This window comes from Streptomyces sp. NPDC050211 (genome assembly GCF_040656035.1).
Lineage (GTDB): Bacteria > Actinomycetota > Actinomycetes > Streptomycetales > Streptomycetaceae > Streptomyces.
Genome location: NZ_JBFALC010000057.1, coordinates 44,878 through 63,680 on the forward strand (window position 1 = coordinate 44,878; position 18,803 = coordinate 63,680).

Genomic DNA, 18,803 nt, shown 5'->3' on the forward strand with positions numbered 1-18,803 from the left:
GAACGGCCGGCTGCCAAAGCGCGGTCAGCCGAGGCTGGCGAGGAAGTCCGTGCACGCCCGCGCGCAGTCCCGGCACGCCGTGGCGGCCGCCTCGGCGTCCGGCTGCTGGTCGTACAGGTGCGCGCACTCCAGGCATACGGCCCGGCACCACTCCAGCTGCATACGCACGCCCGCCTCGTCCTGGTCCTGCTGCTCGGACAGCACACGGCAGGTCGCGTCGCACACTTCCGCGCACATGATGCCCTTGCGTCGTACGAGTTCCTGGTTCTGTGTCCCGTCGGGGTCCAGGAGGCTCGCGCGCAGAGCACACGCGCGTGCGCACTCGGTGCACGCCTGCGCGCATGCGAAGCGGTCCTCGAGGAACCGGACGAGTTCCTGTTGGGATGCCGTCACACCAAGCGGGTAGCCGGAGCCGGACGCGCCAAACCCCGTGCGCCCGGTTCACGGCAGGCACCTCGGGTACTCGCGCGCCATGAGCACCCCATGGACCGTGCCCGGTCCGCGAGGTCCTGGAGAACCGTGAGCCCAAGCGGGTGCGGCGACCCGGCCGGGCCCGCCGCACCGAGGGAAGTGAGAACCATGGCCGACTCCGGCCGCAGCACCCTCCCGCTGCCCGACTACGACCATCTGCCGATCGGCGGCCTGGAGAGCCGCGTACGGTCACTGACCGCCGAGGAGGTCGAGACCCTGCTGTCGTACGAGCGCGCGCACGCCGACCGCGCTCCGGTGACCGCCGTCCTGACGGCCCGGCTGGAGCAGTTGCGCGCGGGCGCCGAGCCGACGTCCGGCGATCCGGGCGCCCTGCGTCCCGAGCAGACCGCAGGCCACACGGGCTCCCCGGTCTCGCCCGCCACCTCGCCGGAACCGTTCGGCCCGCCACCGCACGGCACGCCGGACCAGCGGGGCAGGCCGAAGGCCGACCGCTAGGCGCTCCGCGGATATGCGGTTCGTTGGCCGCGGGCCGGTGGGGGCTGGTCGCGCCCACGCGGCGGTAGCCGCAGATTCAACACAGCCCCGCGCCCCTTCGGGGCGCGGCTGCGCACCCGTTAGCTGACGCGGTCCACGTTCTCCCGGTCCTCCGCGTCCTCGCTGGCCGTGCCGGCGAACCAGGCGTCGAGGATCTCCTTGAGGAGGGGTTCGGAGGTCAGGCGCAGGCTGAGGGCCAGCACGTTGGCGTCGTTCCAGCGGCGGGCGCCGTCCGCGGTGTAGGCGTCGGTGCACAGGGCCGCCCGTACCCCCGGCACCTTGTTCGCGGCGATCGACGCGCCGGTGCCGGTCCAGCAGCACACCACCGCCTGGTCCGCCGTCCCGGAGACGACGTCTCTGGCCGCCGCCTCCGAGCACACCGCCCACTGCGGGTCGTCGCCGACGTGCAGCGCCCCGTGTGTCACCACCTCGTGGCCGCGCGTGCGCAGCTCCGCGACGAGGGCGCGGGCCACAGGTTCGTCCATGTCCGAGGAAACCGAGATCCGCATAATCCGGAGCCTACCGGTGGGCCGGTCTCTCATCGGCAGTCCAGGAGAACGTCCGATTCCTGCCATCCGCTTCCCGAGGCGAGGGCGTCGAGGTGTGCCTGGATGTACGGCTTGGCGACCGTGTCGAGTTCGCCGTCGACGAAGGCGGGCTGGACGTTGACCTCGAAGACGACGCCGCCGTTCTCGACGGCCAGGTCGACGCCGGCGAAGGGCAGTCCGACCGACGCGGTGGCGGCTACGGCGAGGTCGGCGAGGCGGGTGGGGAGGTCGGGTGGGGCGATGGGGACGGGGGTGGCGCCCTGGCAGGTGTTGCAGGGAGTGTCGAGTTCGGGCTGGAGGTGCTCGCGGGCGTGGATGACCCGCCCGCCCAGGACGAAGACCCGGAACTGGTGACGCCGACCGTCGGCGGTGATGTTTCCCGCGTCCCGGGACAGCAGCCAGGCGGTGCGGCGATCGGCGTAGAAGGCGGCGGCACGCTCCAGCTGATCGCCGGTCGTGAGGTGGAAGACGTCGTTGCCGCCGGTTCCGACCACGGGCCTGGCCCAGGCGTCCCGGCCGAGCTTGTCGAAGGCGGCGGCAGCCTCCTGCGGGTCCGGCGCGGACAGGACGACGGTCTCCATGTGGGCGATGCCGTCGCGCCGGAAGCGCTCCATGGTGAGGTCCTTCTCCGTCGCGGTCCGCCAGGCGGCCACCCCGGCGCCCAGGGTCACCACGTCATGGCGGGCGAGGAGGCGCTGGAAGTCGGCGAGTGCGCGGCGGCGGTGCGGCGGGATCTCGTACAGGACGACGATGTCGGGCACCAAGTGCAGTTCCTGTTCCGGGACTTGGAGGCATAAGCGGTCTCCGTCGGGTACGCCGATGCCGGTACCGCCGGCGGCGAAGTGCCGGGCGTCGACCCGGACCGGCGGGGCGACGGTGAGCAGTTCCACGGCCCGGGCGAGTACGTCCCCGCACCCTTCGGGCGACGTCGGGTCGGTGATCAGGGCGATGCACGGTCGGGACACAGCGGCCTCCAGCGGTACTCGACGCGCACGGGTGCCGCGCACCGGCGGTGATGCGGCCCGGACGCTGTCACGGGTGTCGTTTCGCGCGGGGCGGTCATCGGCACCCGTCGCTCTTCACGCCGTACCGGTCTGCGAGCTGCGCCGGAACCGGACGGTGGCCGGGCCTGGATAGCCGGTGACCACGAGGTGGGGCTCCGCCCTGCCGTGTCCGTGCCGCAGGGCTGTGGCGCCACACTGTAGGCGCGCGGCGGGAGCCCGTGCCAGGGCGCACGAGCAGCCGCCTCCTGCCCCTGCCTCTGCGCCGTCCGCCCCCTGCCGTGCGCCCTTCCGACGACGGCAGTGGCGTCGCGTCCGTGTCAGCCGACGGGCACCGCGTGCTCGGGGCCGCCGAGCTTGGCCCGCTGGATCTGCTCGTAGACGTGTGCGCGCAGTTCGGCGAAGTGGGGGCTGGAGCGGGTGTGCAGTTGGTCGCGTTCGTCGGGGAGGTCGATGCGCAGGTCCTCCTGGATGACGGTCGGTGACTTGGACAGGATGATCGTGCGCTGGCCCAGGTAGACGGCCTCGTCGATGTCGTGGGTCACGAACAGGACGGTGACGCCGAGTTCGCGCCACAGCCGGCGGACCAGGTCCTCCAGGTCGGCGCGCGTCTGCGCGTCGACGGCGGCGAACGGCTCGTCCATCAGCAGTACTTGCGGCTCGTACGCGACGGCACGGGCGATGGCGACGCGCTGCTGCATGCCACCGGAGAGCTGCCAGGGGTAGGCGTGGTGGGCGTCGCCGAGGCCGACGACCTCCAGGGCGTGTCCGACCACCTCCGCCAGGCGGGCCTTGCCGAGCTTCTTGCGGCGCAGGGGCAGGGCGACGTTGTCGAACACCGTCATCCAGGCGAAGAGCGAGCGGCCGTACTCCTGGAAGACGACGGCCATACCGGGCGGCGGTCCGGTGATCGGCTTTCCCTGGAGGCGCACTTCGCCGCCGGTGGGGTCGAGCAGCCCGGACATGCACTTGAGCAGCGTGGTCTTGCCGCAGCCGGACGGGCCGACCAGGCAGACCAGTTCGCCCGCGTCGAGGGAGAAGGTGATGTCGCGCAGCGCTTCGACGGTGCGGTTGCGGCCGGAGTAGGTCTTGTTCAGGTTTCGTACGTCGAGCATGGACATGGACGCCTCCGTGGGGGCCTGTCGGTCAGGACTCGCGCTGGGCACGGCGCAGACCGTGGTACCAGGCCAGGGCCCGGTTCTCCGCGAACCGGAAGAGCAGGGAGAGCAGAAAGCCGAGCAGGCCGAGCAGCAGCACGCCGCTCCACATCTCGGGGATGGCGAACGAGCGCTGGAACTGCACGATGGTGAAGCCCAGGCCGTTGCTGGAGGCGAACATCTCGCTGATGACCATCAGGATGATCCCGATCGACAGCGCCTGGCGCATGCCGGTGAGGATCTGCGGGCTCGCCGAACGCAGCACCAGGTGCCACAGCCGGGTGGGGCCGGTGATGCCGTACGACCGGCATGTGTCGCCGAGGACCTCGTCGACGGCGCGGACGCCCTCGACGGTGTTGAGCAGGATCGGCCAGACGCAGCCGCTGGCCACGACGATGATCTTCATGGTGTCGCCGATGCCCGCGAACAGCATGATCACAGGGACCAGTACCGGGGGCGGGATGGCCCGGAACAGTTCCAGGACGGGTTCGAGTACGTCGCGCAGGACGCGGTGGGAGCCGACGGCCAGGCCGAGGGCGATCCCCACCACCGTGGCGAGCAGGTACCCCGCCGCGAGCCGGAGCAGGCTGGGCAGGACGTCCGACATGAGCCGGTCGGCGGTCCAGACTTCCGGGAACTTCTGCAGGATCGTGGAGAGCGGCGGCAGATAGAAGTCGGTGCTGCCGGCGCTGGTGAACCACCACACGGCGAACAGCACGGCGGGCAGGGCCCCGGCGAACAGGGCGCGGCGGGCTGCGATGCGGACGGTCATACGGGCCTAACTCTCTCCGCGCTGGGACTGGTGCCAGTGCAGGACGCGGTGCTCGACCGCCCGGGCGGCCAGGTTGACGGCGACGCCGATCAGGCCGGTCGTCAGGACGAGCGCGTACACCTCGGGCACGGCTCCGGAGGTCTGCGCGACGGCCAGTTGCTGGCCGAGGCCGGGTGCGCCGATGACGAGTTCGGCGGTGACCGCGAGGACGAGAGCCACGGTGGCGGCCAGGCGTACGCCGGTCATGACGTATGGCAGCGCGGTGGGCCACAGGACGTACCGGATCCGGCCCCAGGTGCCCAGCCGGTAGCTGCGGGCGGTGTCCTGGGCGACGGGGTCCGCGTCCTGGAGGCCGGCCAGCACCTGAACGAGCACCTGCCAGAACGACGCGTACACGACGAGGAGCAGTTTCGAGCGGAGATCGGTGCCGTAGAGCAGCACCGCCACGGGGATCAGTGCCACGGAGGGAATCGGGCGCAGGAACTCGATGGTCGAGGCGGTCGCCGCGCGCAGCACCGGTACGGAGCCGATGACCACCCCCGCCGCGACTCCGCCCAGGACGGCGATGGCGAGGCCGATCCCCCAGCCGGCGAGGGTGTCGCCGAGCGCGCTCCAGAAGGTGCTCTCGCCGAGCAGGTGCCAGAAGGCGCGGCCGATGGTGGAGGCCGGGGGGAGGTAGTCGGCGGAGACGAGCGGGGTGCGCGGCAGGACCTCCAGGACGGCCACCAGTCCCGCCAGACCGGCAAGTCCCCGTAGTACCACGGGACTTGGGGCCGGGCCACGCCGTGCGGCCGGCGAGGCCGGCCGCGGGACGTACGTCGTGGTCATGAGAACAGCGCTCCGATGTCCGGCTTCTTGCCGCCGAAGATGCCGTCCTGCTCGCCGAGTTGGGCCAGCTTCTCCAGGGAGGCGGTGTCCACCTGGGCGGGCCAGTTGGGCAACGTCAGCTTGGTGAGCACATCACCGCTGATCTTGGTGTAGGTGGTGAGGATCTGGCGTGCCTCGTCGGGGTGCTCGGAGGCGTACTTCAGCGACTCGGCCATCGCCTCGTTGAACTTCTTCACCAGGTCGGGGTTCTCCTGCGCGATCTTCGTCGAGGTGAAGTAGGTCGCGACAGTGAGCTTGGGGTGCGTCTCGGCGAACGGCGAGGCCACCGCACGCGCGCCCTGGGCCTTGGCGATGGTCTGGGCGGGCTCGCCCATCCAGGCGGCGTCCACGCGTCCGCCGTCCAGGGCGGCCGGCATCTGGTCGAAGGGGATCTCGACGAACTTGACCTCCGCCGGGTCACCACCGGCCTTGCGCACCGACTCGCGGACGGTCGTGTCGCCGATGTTCTGCAGGGTGTTGACGGCGACGGTGTGCCCGGCGAGGTCCTTGGCCGACTTGATCGAGCTGTCCTTCTTGACGAGGACGGCGGTGACGTCGGCGCCCACCTTGCCGTTGGAGGCGGCGCCGTTGACCACGGACTTGATGGGAACGCCCTTGGTCTGCGCGAGCATCAGTGACGTCGTGTTGCTGAAGCCGAACTGGAACTGACCGCTCACCACTCCGGGGATGATCGCGGCGCCGCCCTGGGCGGTCACCATCTTCAGTTCGATGCCCCGGCTGCTGAAGAAGCCCTGCTTCTGTCCGAGGTAGAGCGGCGCCACGTCGACGATCGGGATGACACCGACCGTGACCTGCGTGGTCTTGCCGTCACCCGCGGGCGAGGCAGCGGAACTTCCGGAGTCCGACGAGCCGCACCCGGCGACTGCGGCGACGGTCACTACGGCGAGGGCAAGCCCGAGTATGCGCCTTTGCATGGGCTCCTCCTTGAGGAGTACGAGATGAGTGCCGCGCGGGGGAAGTGGACGGGCGAGCCGGCGACATCCATGCGACGACAACGGTGAAGGCGACAAGCGCGAAAGCGGCCGGCGCTTCTCTTGGAGCGGTGAGACCTACGGGACCGGAGCGGCCCCGGTGGAGTTCCGGAGCCTGATGTTGTGCACATTCTTGACGCCCGCAATCTACACACCTACCTTCGCCGTGTCAGGCCCCCCGACCGAGGGAATTTGTCGATCTCCGTCCTCGCACCACCGCCTCCACGACGAGGAGCTCCGACCCGTGAACCACCGCATCCGCACCCGTACGTTCACGGCCCTCGCGGCACCCCTCGACGCGTTCACGTCCCGCTTCGGACATGCCGGCGGACCGTCGTCTGGGGCACCTCCTACGGCGGGCTGGTCCAAGGCGGTGTCGGCAAGTGGAACGTCCTGGAGAGCCCGGCCGTTGCAGCCGAGCAGGCCGACGCCATGACCGGGGCCGTCAGCAGGGCCCAGGAGACGGACGCCGGCGGGACCCGTATCGCGCTGGCGGCGGCCCTGCACACCGCCATGCTCGGCCACAAGGGGGTCACCGCGCTGTACGGCAAGGCTGGGCCGGTCCGGAAAACAGACCTCGCCGCCCTGCACACCCTGGAGGCCCGCATCGGCACCGGCCGCTGGTCGGGCACCACCCCCGCCGACCTCAACGTGCGGGCGACAGAAGCCGACCCGGCATCCCCGGCGCGTTACGTCTCCTACGCGCCCGCCGCCTGCCCCCGCCCCTACGACCGGACCCACTCATGCGACGGGCCCCGCAGGTGACGCCGCACCGCCTGCTCGCCGCAGTTCCGGCGACCGTACCCTGGCTCGGGTGAACGTGAACGCCGAGCCCCAACGGGACCTCCAGGACCCGCCGGACTCGCCCGGCTCCCCGGCCCGTCCCGGGAGTTCGACAGCGCGCCCGCAGTCGCTTCTGCTCGCCTTCTTCGGCAACCACGCCCTGGACGGGCGCCCGCTGTGCGTCTACTCGGGCAGCATCATCGACGTCCTCGCCCGGGTCGGCGTCGGCGAACAGGCCGTCCGTTCCACGCTCACCCGCATGGTCAACCGCGGTCTGCTGATGCGCCGGCGGCAGGGGCGCCGCATGTACTTCGGCCTGACCCCGCTCGCCACCCAGATCCTGCGGGACGGCGGCCGGCGGATCTGGGAGACCAGCGCGGTCAACGACGACTGGGACGGCACCTGGACACTGATCGGCTTCTCCCTCCCCGAGTCCTGGCAGCGTCGTCGCCACGATCTCCGCTCACGCCTCACCTGGGCCGGCTTCGGCCCCCTCTACAACGGCCTGTGGATCGCCCCCGGTCCCATGGACGTCTCCGACGTGATCACCGAGCTCCAACTGTCCGCGTACGTCAAGGTCTTCCGCGCCCGCGCCGACGAGGCGACCGACATCGGCCTCATGGTCCGCGACACGTGGGACCTGGACTCCCTCGCCGCCCGCTACGCCGACTTCACCCGGCGCTGGAGCGCGCTTCCGGATCCGGGCACCGACGACGCCATCGCCACCCGGCTGCGGCTGGTCAGCGAGTGGCTCCGGATCATCCGTACCGATCCGCGGCTGCCGGGACGGCATCTTCCGCCCGACTGGCCGGCCCGTCGGGCCGAGGAGACCTTCCGCCGTGTCGCCGCCGCGACCGAGACACCGGCCCGCGTGATGGCCTGCGCCATCCTGGACACCATTCCGCTGAGCACGCCCTGATCGACCACCACTTCGACGTCGGTCGGGGTGTCGTCGATCCGCCGCCTCAGCTGCTCCGCCGCGCGTGACCTTCGCTGTCGCAAGGTCGATACTGCCGAAAGCAGCCGCTGCGACCACTACGCCACGGATCACCGGCAGACAGCGCCGGAACCCGCTTCCGACGGACCCGGACCGCTAAGATCGAGAACCGACATCACCTACTCTGACCAGCAAAAACATTGGCCAGACGCCGACTTGCCGGCCTCACCAGGAGGTTCCCATGAAGATGTTGATCAACGTCCCGGAGACCGTGGTCACGGACGCCCTGCGGGGAATGGCAGCGGCCCATCCCGAGCTGACCGTCGACGTGGAGAACCGGGTGATCGTACGGCGGGACGCGCCCGTCGCCGGGAAGGTCGCCCTGATCTCCGGCGGCGGCTCGGGGCACGAGCCGCTGCACGGTGGGTTCGTGGGCCCGGGGATGCTCTCGGCGGCCTGTCCGGGCGAGGTGTTCACGTCGCCGGTGCCGGACCAGATGGTGCGCGCGGCGGCGGCCGTGGACAGCGGGGCGGGCGTGCTGTTCATCGTGAAGAACTACACGGGTGACGTGCTCAACTTCGATATGGCGGCCGAACTCGCCGAGGACGAGGGCATCCAGGTCGCGAAGGTCCTCGTCAACGACGACGTGGCGGTCACCGACAGCCTCTACACGGCCGGGCGGCGCGGCACCGGTGCCACGCTGTTCGTGGAGAAAATCGCGGGCGCGGCGGCCGAGGCGGGGATGCCGCTCGAGCGCGTCGAGACACTCGCCCGGCAGGTCAATGAGAACTCGCGCAGCTTCGGTGTGGCACTGAGCGCCTGCACCACCCCGGCCAAGGGCAGCCCCACCTTCGATCTGCCGCCCGGCGAGCTGGAGTTGGGCATCGGCATCCATGGCGAGCCCGGCCGGGAGCGGCGGGCGATGATGACGTCCGGCGAGATCGCGGACTTCGCCGTGAACGCGATCCTGGAGGACCTCAGCCCACGTGACCCCGTCCTGGTCCTGGTCAACGGCATGGGAGCGACGCCACTGCTCGAGCTGTACGGCTTCAACGCGGAGGTGCAGCGGGTGCTCGCCGCGCGGGGTGTGGCCGTCGCCCGCACGCTCGTCGGCAACTACGTCACCTCGCTCGACATGGCCGGCGCCTCGGTCACCCTGTGCCAGATCGACGAGGAAACGCTCGGGTTGTGGGACGCGCCGGTGAAGACGCCGGGCCTGCGCTGGGGCATGTGAGCCCGGCGCGGGACGCAGCCAACGCACCTACCACGCAAGGAGATCCAGTGCTCGACGCCGACTTCTTCCGCCGCTGGATGACGGCGACGGCCGCGTCCGTCGACCGCGAGGCGGAACGGCTCACCGCTCTCGACTCGCCCATCGGGGACGCCGACCACGGCAGCAATCTGCAGCGCGGGTTCACCGCGGTGACCGCCACGCTGGAGAAGGAGGCCCCGGACACGCCCGGCGGCGTTCTCACCCTCGCCGGACGGCAGTTGATCTCGACGGTGGGCGGCGCTTCGGGGCCGCTGTACGGGACGCTGCTGCGCCGCACCGGCAAGGCGCTCGGGGACGCGGCCGAGGTGAGCGAGGCGGAGTTCGCGGCCGCGCTGCGCACCGGCGTGGACGCGGTGATGACACTGGGCGGGGCCGCGCCCGGCGACAAGACCATGATCGACACGCTGGTGCCGGCCGCGGACGCCCTCGACGACTCCTTCGCCGCGGCACGCGCCGCAGCCGAGCAAGGGGCGCTCGCGACCACGCCGTTGCAGGCCCGCAAGGGCAGGGCGAGCTATCTCGGTGAGCGCAGCATCGGGCACCAGGATCCCGGCGCCACCTCGTCGGCGCTGCTGATCGCTGCTCTCGCGGAGGTGGGCGGTGAGTGACGGCAAGCTCGTCGGGATCGTGCTGGTGTCGCACAGCGCGCAGGTCGCCGCGTCGGTGGCCGAGCTGGCGCAGGCGCTCGCGGGCGGCGGCACGGCGGTGCCCGTCGCTCCCGCGGGCGGCACCGAGAGTGGCGAACTCGGCACCAGCGCCGAACTGATCGCCGCTGCGGCCGCGTCCGTGGACCGGGGCGCCGGGGTCGCCGTCCTCACCGACCTCGGCAGCGCGGTGCTGACAGTCAAGGCCCTGCTCGCGGAGGGAGACGAACTCCCCGACGGCACACGGCTCGTGGACGCCCCCTTCGTCGAGGGCGCGGTCGCCGCGGTCGTGACGGCGGCGACGGGAGCCGACCTCGCGGCGGTGGAGGCGGCGGCAGGGGAGGCGTACACGTATCGGAAGGTATGAGGAACCCCGGGGCCCTGACCGGTCCTAGGTGAGCCCCTCTTCCACGACGGCGAGCGCCGAGCGCATGGTCGCCAGCAGCTCGGCCTCCGCCGTCTCCGGGTCGATCCGCACTTCGGCGCTGCGCCAGGCGTAGTGCTCGACGGCCGCGCGCAGGGCCGCGTTGAACATCGCCGCCTGGATCGTCGGACGCAGCTCGTCGGCGGCCAGCCCGGCCCGTTCGGCGAGGGCACGGGCGAACACCGGCTCGGCCTCGTCGTAGGTCTGGAGCCAGACCGCGCGCAGTCCCGGTTCGGTGCGGGTCAGCCGGACCAGCGCGCCGAGGGTGGCCCGGTCCGGCCCGGCGACGAGGCGGTGGTCGGTCGCCAGTTCCGGTGAGAAGACCTGGTCGAGAGAGTGCCCGGGCCGCCACTCCCGCAGCCGGTCGGCGATCAGGTCGATGCCCGCCGAGAACAGCGGCGACACACAGCTCTCCTTGCTCGAGAAGTAGCGCCACACCGTGCGCGCCGACACGCCGACCGCCTGACCGATCTGCTCGCCGGTGGTCGCGGCCACCCCCTGCTCGACGAACAGGTCCACCGCGGCCCGGGCGATCTCCAGCCGGATCTCGGCCTTGCGCTCCTCGGTGAGAGGCGGGCGTCCCGTGCGTGCGCTGGGGGCGGTCATGTGGTCCTCCGGCTCCGGTTGCTGCTGCGCCGGAATTCTCCCTCACCACTTTATGTCACTCGAAGACATTAAGTCGTAGAGTGGCGCCGAACGGGCACGACGCCCCGAGCGCTGCGCCCCCCACACGAGGGGCGGCAGTCCTCATACGCACAGACAGGAGCACCTCATGGCCGGCGGACTGAACGGGCGCAGCGTCATCGTCACCGGAGCGGGCTCGGGCATCGGGCGCGCGGCCGCTCTGGCCTTCGCCGTCGAGGGCGCCCGAGTGGTGGTGGCGGACCTCAACGCCGAGGGCGCTCAGGCCGTCGTCAAGGAGATCGAGGAGGCGGGCGGCGCCGCGGTCGCGGTGGTGGGCGACCTGAGCGAGCAGGCCGTCGTCGACCGGGTCGCCGAGACCGCCGTGGAGCGTTTCGGCGGGGTGGACGTCCTGGTGAACAACGCCGGGATCATGGACCGGATGTCGGCGCTCGGCGAGGTGAGCGACGCGGAGTGGGAGCGGGTCATACGGGTCAACCTGACCGCTCCTTTCATGCTGACGCGGGCGGTGCTGCCGCACATGCTGGAGGCGGGCCGGGGCGCCATAGTGAACACGGCCTCGGAGGCCGGGCTGCGGGGCAGCGCGGCGGGCGCCGCGTACACCGCGTCGAAGCACGGCATCGTGGGGCTGACGAAGTCCCTCGCCGTCATGTACCGCAAGCAGGGCATCCGCGCGAACGCCATCGCCCCGGGCGGCACGCGGACCGCCATCGTGGTGGACGCCGATCAGAGCGCCCACGGCCCCGCCGCGCTCGGCCCGCACTTCGTCAACATGGGCAAGCTGGCTCGGCCGGAGGAGCAGGCCGCCGCCATCGTCTTCCTCGCCTCGGACGCGGCGAGCAACATCAACGGCGTGACCCTCCCGGTCGACGACGGCTGGGCGGCGGTCTGACCCTCGCCCGGCGTCCGGACACGAGCCGCTGCTTCCGGCTCACCGCCCCGCATGAAACGGGTCTCGATGAAACGGGGCTTACACCTGCCCCCGCACGAACTGCCGCGCCAGTCGCTCCCCGATGAGGACGGCTCCGGCGTGGTCCTCGATGGGTTTCACCCGGCTGTCCTTGAAGACGATGTAGGTGACGTCGGAGTCCGTGCCGCCGCCGTGCGGGTCGGGGTCGATGCCCAGGCCCCGGGCGGCGGCGTAGGACGCCTCGCCGATGAGGTCGTGCGGGCCGGTGTCGCCGACGACGGCGTACTGGACCCGGTCCCCGTGGATCACGGCGGCCACCGCGCCGCCGCCGACGCCATGGGCACGGTGGTCCCGGAGGGAACTGGGCACGGGCACCACGATGTACGGGAGGCTCTCGGCGTCCAATGGGCCGCCGTCGGACTGCGGGTAGGCGGTGGCGGCGGAGAAGTGCGGATCGGTCCGGGCGTTGCAGTGCGGGCCGGGCCGGCCGTCGCAGTCGATGTCGAGGTCGGCCTTCCAGAAGACGGCGTCCTCGGTGCCGCACACCGGAATGGTCGCGGGTGCGTCGGCATCGCTGCGATAGCGGCCCTTGGACACGGGGACGCAGTCCCGCACCCTGGCCAGCAGCTCGGCGGCGCCGACGTCACCCTCTCGCCGCACCTCCGGCAGTCCGTCCCGGACGGAGTGTTCGGCGCGGGGAGCGGAGTACGCCGTCGGAGCGAGCACGGCGCAACTGGCCGCGACCAGGGCTAGGGACGAGACACGCACGATGAGAGGGCCTCTCCTCGGGGACACTGACCGTCGCCCGGCCCAATCTGGTGCCGTTTCGATCTTGCGTCCAGCATTGAAAGGCCGGACGGCGCATGTCTTTGAAGCTGCGACCGGGGCCGGGCAGCCGGGCCCGTATCGGCTCCGGCCACCCGGTCGCCCGCGCCGGCGCGGGATCAGCGACGACAGCGTTCCGCGCCACCGGCATGAACTCCCGACTTCGGAAGGGAAGTTCAGCCGTGAGGAGCTTCAGCATACGTAACCCCGCCGCGCGGCCACCAACGACCGACTCTTGATGTGATCGCGTCATTGGCGTCATATTGGTCCGGACCATTGCGTCATGCCGCCCCTTGGAGGCAGAGCCGTGCGACACGTTCCCGCTCCCCTTCCCCGGCTCGCGATCCTGGCGCTCTGCGCGCTGCCGCTGGTCACGTCCTGCGGATGGGGCAGGACGGGTGGCGGTGAGAGTGAACGGCTGCCGGGGGCTCCGGTGGGCGTCACCGCCGAGGCGGGGAGCGCCACCAGTGTGCACGTCATGTGGAACGCGGTGTCGTCGGACCAGGGCATCAGCCGGTACGAGGTGTATCGCGGCACCACAAAGGTCAAGGAAGTGCCTGGTTCGGAGCACATGGTGGATGTCACCAGGCTCCGGCCGTCCACCGTGTATGTCTTCACCGTGCGGGCCCGGGACACCGAGGGGCGTCTCGGGCCGCAGAGCCGTGAGGTCCGGGCCACGACACCGCGGGCGGTGGCGGCGGACCGGGTGGCCCCGACCGGCCCCGGGAGCCCGAGCGGCCGGGCGGTCGGCAGCCGGGCCGTCCAGTTGTCCTGGTCCGCGTCGACGGACGATCGGGACGTGGTGTCGTACGACATCTACCAGGGCACCACGAAGATCCACAGTGTGGGCGGGAACCAGACGGCGACCGTGGTGACAGGACTGCGGCCGGGCACGCCCTATGTGTTCACGGTCCGCGCCCGCGACGCGGCCGACAACCTCTCACCGGCCACCGCCACCGTCCGCCTCACGACAACACCCGGCACCGACAACGGCCGCGGCACGGCCCCGACCGACTTCCGCGCGACAACCCACCGCGCCGACGGGGCCTACTACATCGACCTCTCCTGGACCCCGCCCCTCACGGACGGCACGGTCACGGAGTATCAGATCCAACTAGACGGGCAACCGGCCACCTCCCTCGTATGGGGCGGCACCCCACCACAAGAGAAGGCGACGTACAGCTTCTACGCAGGCCGCGACGCCGGAGTAACCCACCGCATACGAATCCGCGCAAAGCTCCCGGACGGCACCTGGGGCGGCTTCTCGCCAGAGCGCACGGTGAAAACCGACGGCTAGGCAGCGCCCCCGAAGGGGCGCGGGGAACTGCGCGACCAGCCACGACGCACCCGCAGACGAAAGACGGCCAATCGCGGCACTACCCGCGGAGCGCCCGTCACCTGACCGGGCGCGGTCCGGATGCGGGACGACCCGAGGACACGTTGGCTGTCCCTGTGGCAGCACGGGCGTTTCCCCGACCTCGGCGGCGCAAGGGATGTACCGCCAACCGTGCCGCCGGAGGGCAGTCCACATGCGCAACAGATCGCTACTCCTCCGCTCCGGCCTGACCGTGGCAGCCGCCACCGCGCTTCCACTTCCGCTGGCCGCGGGATCGGCCGCCGTCTCCGGGATCTCCGTGAGCACCAGCGGCTCCACGGTCTCCGTCACCACCAGCGCGTGCACCCAGATCAATGGCAGCTGGGGCACCGCCTCGCTCCTCAACAGCAGCCAGGCGAACTTCGCCCAGGGACGGCAGGCGGCGCTGTCCGGGACGAACACCCAGCAGAGCGCCGCCTGGTCCAGCGTGAGTCCCGGCACCTACACCGTCATCGTCATGTGCTCGAACAACAACACCGCGGGCACCCAGTCCGTCATCGTCTCGGCGGCCACGACGCCCACGATCTCCGCCACGGCCTCGCCGTCCCGCGGCGTCATGGGCGGCATGGGCGGCGGGACCACGGACTACGGCACCCTCACCCTGGTGACGGGCGGAGCACTGGTGGGCACCGGAATCGCCGCCACCGTCTGGTATCTGCGCCGCCGTTCGCGTCCCTCCCGGCTCTGATGGCGGACGCCGTGGGTCCGGCTAGCGGTTCTCCAGCCGCAGATGCAGCTCCCTCTCCTGATCGCCGGACGCACCGGCGGCCTCATGCACGGAGAACAGGGCGCCGAGGGTGTCGCGGAACCGGTCGACCGCCCAGTAGCCGCCCTGCACATCGGCCTCGACGGACGACTGCAGCCGGGCCGGGCGAGCGCCCTCGTGGGCGTCGGCGACGTCGAAGGTGCCGAGCCATACCGTCGGGCGGGTGTCCGAGGCCTCCTCCGGTACGTCATCGGCGCACCGGTCGGACGCGAAGCACGCGCACAGTGTGTCGAACACGATGCGGGCGTCGTCCTTGGAGCATCCGCTGATCTCCACCGAGACGTGTTCCGGGTGCGATCGCTCGCCGATCATCATGACCGCTCCTCTCGTGGCCGCGCTGCGGTGGCGCGGGCCCCGAGTGTCCGCGCCCACCTTCAGCAAACCACCATCTCGCCGCAGCGCACCCCGGCCGGCGCCTCAGCTCCGCGTGAACCGGTACGTCTTGCTGTCCGTCAGCACGCAGAAGCCCGGGGAGATCACGATCACGCGCAAGGTGCCCGTACGGCGGTCGTAGTCGATGCCCTCCGTCTCGAACGTGCCCGAGCAGGAGCTGCGCAGCGGCAGCTGGCGCAGTGCCGTGACATGACCGGAGACGTCCGCCGACCCGCCCGGTGCGGCGGAGAGGTCGATCTGGAGCAGCGGCTTGGTGATGCCGAAGAGCGTGCCCGCCGGGTCGTCCGAGGAGCAGAGCAGGGTCGTCGGGCCGGAGAAGTCACAGCCCCTGCACGTCGCGTACCGCGTGGTCGAGGTTGACGGTGGAGGCCTGCGGGAGGTTCGCCGACGGCGAGGTACTGGAGTTGACGCCCGGGGTCGGGAAGACCAGCAGCCGGGTCATCGTGCCGTACTCGCCGGCCAGCATCCACTGTCCGTCCGGCGAGATGGCCACCCAGGAGTTGTTGAGCGCCTCACCGGGGCTGAGATTGTGGACATACTCCGCCCAGCTCCCGTCCGGCTTCTGCACCCGGAACATCTTCGAGCTGCCCGAGTCCGCCTGGTACGGCTCGATGTAGTACCCGTTGTACGAGGCGTCAGGGTCGCCGACGTGGTTCCAGCCACGGCTGCTGACGCCGGCGGGGATGGTGCCGATGCCGGTGTAGCGGTTGGGGCTGTTCGCCGACACCTCGACCGAGGTCAGGCCCTGGCTCTCGGTGAGCGGATCGGCGCGGTCGGACCCCACCTCGGTCCAGGTGTCCGCGGCGGCGGCGGGCGGGGCGGCGGACAGGACGACGGCGGTGGCGAGGGCGACAACACCGGTCATGGCGGCGTGACAACGTTGCCGGGCAGGCAGGCGCATGGGAACGGCTCCTCGGTGGGGGTGGGGGCGGCGCTCGGCGGACAGTGTGGCGTGCGCCTGGTCGTCATGTACAGACCAATGAACGGAACAGGAGTTGTCCGTTCGGCGACGGATCACCCTGTGCGGGCGGATCACTTCCTGACGACTCCGATCACTTCCTGTCGACTTCACCGGACGGCCACCGCCGTGTTGAGGGATGGTGGAGGAGGGCGACCGTGGCATCACAGAAGCGGTTGAACGCGGTAGAACAAGGGGAGTCGGCACGGGGGACGGCGTGCCGTGACACAGAACGAAGGCGGTGCGTGCGATGGGTGCAGCCGGGCCTCCGGGGGCCGAGGGCGGCGGGCCGGTGCGACCGAGCGGGCTGCTCGACGTGCTGGGCGTGGCCTCCGTGCTGCTCGACGCCCAGGGGCGCATCGTGCTGTGGAGCCCGCAGGCCGAGGAGTTGTTCGGGTACTCCGCGCAGGAGGCCCTCGGGGAGTACGCGTCCCGCCTGATGGTGCACGAGCAGCACGCCGAGCTGGCCATCAAGCTGTTCGCCGACGTCATGGAGACCGGTGAGGGCTGGGCGGGCGCCTTTCCGGTACGGCACAAGGACGGCGGCACCCGGCTCGTGGAGTTCCGCAATCAGCGGCTCCTCGACGACCGGGGCGACTTCTTCGCGCTGGGGCTCGCGGCCGACCAGGAGACCGTGCGCGGTCTGGAGCGGGATGTGGCGCTGTCGACGCGGATCGTCGCGCAGTCACCCATCGGACTGGCCGTCCTGGACACGGACTTGAAGTACGTCTCGGTCAACCCGGCGCTGGAGCGGATCAACGGCATCCGCGCCGAGGAGCACCTCGGCCGTACGGTCCAGGAGATGCTGCCGCGGGTGGACGCCGCGGCCGTGGAGCGGGCCGCCCGCCAGGTCCTGGAGACCGGGGTGCCGCTCGTCGACCAGCCCACCTTCGGGCGGACCCCGGCGGACCCCGAGGAGGACCACGCCTGGTCGGTCTCGATGTACCGGCTGGAGGACGCCCTGGGGAACGTCCTGGGGGTGGCCGCCTCGGTCGTGGACATCACCGAGCAGTACCGGGCCGGTGTCGAGGCCGAGACCGCGCGCCGGCGGCTGGCACTCATCGCCGACGCCTCCGCGCGGATCGGGACCACGCTGGACCTGGACCGCACCGCCAGCGAACTGGCCGACGTCGCCGTGCCGGAACTCGCCGACGTCGCCGCCGTGGACCTGCTCGAAGCCGTGATGGAAGGCAGACGCAGCAGCCTGGGCCCCAGCGAGGCGGCGGTGATCCGCGCCCTGGCCGTCCGGGCGGAGAACGACACCGAGGCGCTCGGCGCGGCCGACCCGCCCGGGCAGGTCGCCCGGTACGGACCGGACCGCCTGGTCACCGAGTGCGTACGCACCGGCCGGCCGGTCATGGTGGCGCAGGTCAAGGACGAGGACCTGCCGCGCATCGCCCGCTCACCCGAGGCCGCGGAGCTGCTGACGCGGGCGGGCGTGCACTCCTACCTGGCCGTTCCGCTGATCGCACGCGGCGAGGTGCTCGGCGCCCTCGACCTCAAACGCACCCGTAATCCACAGCCGTTCAGCGAGGACGACCTGTTGCTCGCCCGTGAACTGGCGGCCCGCGCGGCCGTGCAGATCGACAACGCGCGCTGGTACCAGAGCGCCCGCGACACCGCTCTGACCCTGCAGCGCAGCCTGCTGCCCAGTCATCCGCGCGTCACCGGCGGACTCGAGGTCGCCTCCCGCTATCAGCCCGCCGGGGCCACCAGCGAGGTCGGCGGCGACTGGTTCGACGTCATCCCGCTGGACGGCGGCAAGACGGCGCTCGTCGTCGGCGACGTGATGGGCAGCGGCATCACGGCCGCCGCGACGATGGGCCGGCTGCGCACCGCGACGAACACGCTGGCCGCCCTCGACCTCGACCCGTCGGTGCTGCTTGAGCACCTCGACCGGATCACCCAGGGCCTGGACCACTCCATCGCGACCTGCCAGTACGCCATCCACGACCCGCATCTGCGGCAGTGCCGGATCGCCAACGCCGGCCATCTGCCGCCGGTCCGCCTCTGCGCCGGCCGCGCACCGGAGTTGCTCGAACTCCCCACCGGGGCACCGCTCGGCGTGGGCGGTGTCGCCTTCTCCACCACGACCGTCGACCTCGAACCCGGCGACCGGCTGGTGTTCTACACCGACGGTCTGGTCGAGACCCGCCAACACCCGCTCGACGAACGGCTGGACGCGCTGCTGGATCTGCTCGACGGCCCCGACCGCCCGCTGGAGGAGCTGTGCGACCTCCTCCTGCGCACACTGCACCAGCCGGACAACTCCGACGACGTGGCCCTGCTCATCGCTCGTGCGCAGAAGCCGGTGTAGCCGCACGGGACGGACGGGACGGACGGTCCGTATTCACAGGAACTGATTACCTGCGTCTTACCGGCCGCGTCCCACAATCACACCAAGGCATGGCAGACGGATAAGGCATACGGATGCCGGGTGCCCTCTGTGAGGGGAGCGAGCCGTGACGCAGAATCCGGACCAGGAACCCACCGAGCAGCGCGGACCGGACTGGGAAGTGCTCATGGGGCCGGGCGGCCCCGAGCCGGAGCGGACACCTCCGGGAGCGGCC

The 18,803-nt window shown here is 71.3% G+C and carries 20 protein-coding genes and 1 pseudogene; 10 read left to right on the forward strand and 11 right to left on the reverse strand.

The window, feature by feature from the left end; translation table 11 throughout:
* Positions 1-24: 24 nt before the first annotated feature.
* Positions 25-393 (reverse strand): ferredoxin, encoded by a 369-nt coding sequence (locus tag AB0I98_RS38235; RefSeq protein WP_362949946.1) that lies wholly within the window; start codon positions 391-393, stop codon positions 25-27.
* 186 nt (positions 394-579) lie between these two features.
* On the opposite strand from AB0I98_RS38235, the gene AB0I98_RS38240 reads away from it, so the two are divergent.
* Positions 580-927: a hypothetical protein gene (locus AB0I98_RS38240; RefSeq protein WP_362949947.1), complete on the forward strand. Its 348-nt coding sequence runs from the start codon at positions 580-582 to the stop codon at positions 925-927.
* Positions 928-1,046: 119 nt separating this feature from the next.
* Here AB0I98_RS38240 and AB0I98_RS38245 read toward each other — a convergent pair whose 3' ends face one another.
* The 6 genes from AB0I98_RS38245 to AB0I98_RS38270 form a co-directional block, all read right to left on the reverse strand.
* Complete coding sequence (locus AB0I98_RS38245) at positions 1,047-1,475, reverse strand: RpiB/LacA/LacB family sugar-phosphate isomerase (protein ID WP_362949948.1); 429 nt, start codon at positions 1,473-1,475, stop codon at positions 1,047-1,049.
* Between the two features lie 29 nt (positions 1,476-1,504).
* Positions 1,505-2,479, reverse strand: a complete 975-nt coding sequence (locus tag AB0I98_RS38250) for an alpha-L-glutamate ligase (RefSeq protein ID WP_362949949.1) — start codon at positions 2,477-2,479, stop codon at positions 1,505-1,507.
* Between the two features lie 356 nt (positions 2,480-2,835).
* The gene (locus tag AB0I98_RS38255) at positions 2,836-3,630 is read right to left on the reverse strand and encodes an ABC transporter ATP-binding protein (RefSeq protein WP_362949973.1); all 795 of its coding nucleotides are present in this window, start codon (positions 3,628-3,630) and stop codon (positions 2,836-2,838) included.
* Positions 3,631-3,661: 31 nt separating this feature from the next.
* On the reverse strand, positions 3,662-4,444 hold the full coding sequence (locus AB0I98_RS38260; protein ID WP_362949950.1) for an ABC transporter permease: 783 nt from the start codon (positions 4,442-4,444) through the stop codon (positions 3,662-3,664).
* Between the two features lie 6 nt (positions 4,445-4,450).
* Positions 4,451-5,272, reverse strand: coding sequence for an ABC transporter permease (locus tag AB0I98_RS38265; RefSeq protein ID WP_362949952.1), 822 nt, complete (start codon positions 5,270-5,272; stop codon positions 4,451-4,453).
* Entirely contained in the window at positions 5,269-6,246 is a 978-nt protein-coding gene (locus AB0I98_RS38270; protein WP_362949953.1) for an ABC transporter substrate-binding protein, read from the reverse strand. The genes AB0I98_RS38265 and AB0I98_RS38270 overlap by 4 nt, the downstream gene beginning before the upstream one ends.
* A 489-nt stretch (positions 6,247-6,735) precedes the next feature.
* On the opposite strand from AB0I98_RS38270, the gene AB0I98_RS38275 reads away from it, so the two are divergent.
* The 5 genes from AB0I98_RS38275 to AB0I98_RS38295 all read left to right on the forward strand — a co-directional run bounded on the left by AB0I98_RS38275 (position 6,736) and on the right by AB0I98_RS38295 (position 10,307).
* Positions 6,736-7,068 (forward strand): hypothetical protein, encoded by a 333-nt coding sequence (locus tag AB0I98_RS38275; protein ID WP_362949955.1) that lies wholly within the window; start codon positions 6,736-6,738, stop codon positions 7,066-7,068.
* A gap of 49 nt (positions 7,069-7,117) precedes the next feature.
* Positions 7,118-8,005, forward strand: coding sequence for a PaaX family transcriptional regulator C-terminal domain-containing protein (locus tag AB0I98_RS38280; protein ID WP_362949956.1), 888 nt, complete (start codon positions 7,118-7,120; stop codon positions 8,003-8,005).
* 259 nt (positions 8,006-8,264) lie between these two features.
* Positions 8,265-9,257, forward strand: coding sequence for a dihydroxyacetone kinase subunit DhaK (gene dhaK, locus AB0I98_RS38285; protein WP_362949957.1), 993 nt, complete (start codon positions 8,265-8,267; stop codon positions 9,255-9,257).
* 47 nt (positions 9,258-9,304) lie between these two features.
* A complete protein-coding gene (gene dhaL / locus AB0I98_RS38290; RefSeq protein WP_362949958.1) occupies positions 9,305-9,904 on the forward strand; it encodes a dihydroxyacetone kinase subunit DhaL in 600 nt (199 codons plus the stop codon).
* Entirely contained in the window at positions 9,897-10,307 is a 411-nt protein-coding gene (locus AB0I98_RS38295; RefSeq protein WP_362949959.1) for a PTS fructose transporter subunit IIA, read from the forward strand. Before dhaL ends, AB0I98_RS38295 begins: the two co-directional genes overlap by 8 nt.
* A 24-nt stretch (positions 10,308-10,331) precedes the next feature.
* Here the strand turns inward: AB0I98_RS38295 and AB0I98_RS38300 are convergent, their stop codons facing one another.
* On the reverse strand, positions 10,332-10,970 hold the full coding sequence (locus AB0I98_RS38300) for a TetR family transcriptional regulator (RefSeq protein WP_362949961.1): 639 nt from the start codon (positions 10,968-10,970) through the stop codon (positions 10,332-10,334).
* Positions 10,971-11,136: 166 nt separating this feature from the next.
* Between AB0I98_RS38300 and AB0I98_RS38305 the strand changes: the two genes are divergently transcribed.
* Positions 11,137-11,898 carry a glucose 1-dehydrogenase gene (locus AB0I98_RS38305; RefSeq protein ID WP_362949962.1) on the forward strand — a complete coding sequence of 254 codons (762 nt, stop codon included), beginning with the start codon at positions 11,137-11,139 and terminating at the stop codon, positions 11,896-11,898.
* Positions 11,899-11,976: 78 nt separating this feature from the next.
* Here the strand turns inward: AB0I98_RS38305 and AB0I98_RS38310 are convergent, their stop codons facing one another.
* A complete protein-coding gene (locus tag AB0I98_RS38310; RefSeq protein WP_362949963.1) occupies positions 11,977-12,684 on the reverse strand; it encodes a glycoside hydrolase family 75 protein in 708 nt (235 codons plus the stop codon).
* A 364-nt stretch (positions 12,685-13,048) separates the two neighbouring features.
* Between AB0I98_RS38310 and AB0I98_RS38315 the strand changes: the two genes are divergently transcribed.
* Together AB0I98_RS38315 and AB0I98_RS38320 are read left to right on the forward strand one after the other, a co-directional pair.
* Complete coding sequence (locus AB0I98_RS38315; protein ID WP_362949964.1) at positions 13,049-14,038, forward strand: fibronectin type III domain-containing protein; 990 nt, start codon at positions 13,049-13,051, stop codon at positions 14,036-14,038.
* Between the two features lie 232 nt (positions 14,039-14,270).
* On the forward strand, positions 14,271-14,804 hold the full coding sequence (locus tag AB0I98_RS38320; RefSeq protein WP_362949966.1) for a hypothetical protein: 534 nt from the start codon (positions 14,271-14,273) through the stop codon (positions 14,802-14,804).
* Between the two features lie 21 nt (positions 14,805-14,825).
* On the opposite strand, the gene AB0I98_RS38325 is transcribed toward AB0I98_RS38320, so the two are convergent.
* Together AB0I98_RS38325 and AB0I98_RS38330 are read right to left on the reverse strand one after the other, a co-directional pair.
* Complete coding sequence (locus AB0I98_RS38325) at positions 14,826-15,194, reverse strand: hypothetical protein (RefSeq protein ID WP_362949975.1); 369 nt, start codon at positions 15,192-15,194, stop codon at positions 14,826-14,828.
* Between the two features lie 105 nt (positions 15,195-15,299).
* Positions 15,300-16,176, reverse strand: a pseudogene (locus AB0I98_RS38330) (hypothetical protein).
* A 307-nt stretch (positions 16,177-16,483) separates the two neighbouring features.
* Here AB0I98_RS38330 and AB0I98_RS38335 point away from each other — a divergent pair.
* Positions 16,484-18,550 (forward strand): SpoIIE family protein phosphatase, encoded by a 2,067-nt coding sequence (locus AB0I98_RS38335; RefSeq protein ID WP_362949968.1) that lies wholly within the window; start codon positions 16,484-16,486, stop codon positions 18,548-18,550.
* Positions 18,551-18,803 lie beyond the last annotated feature (253 nt).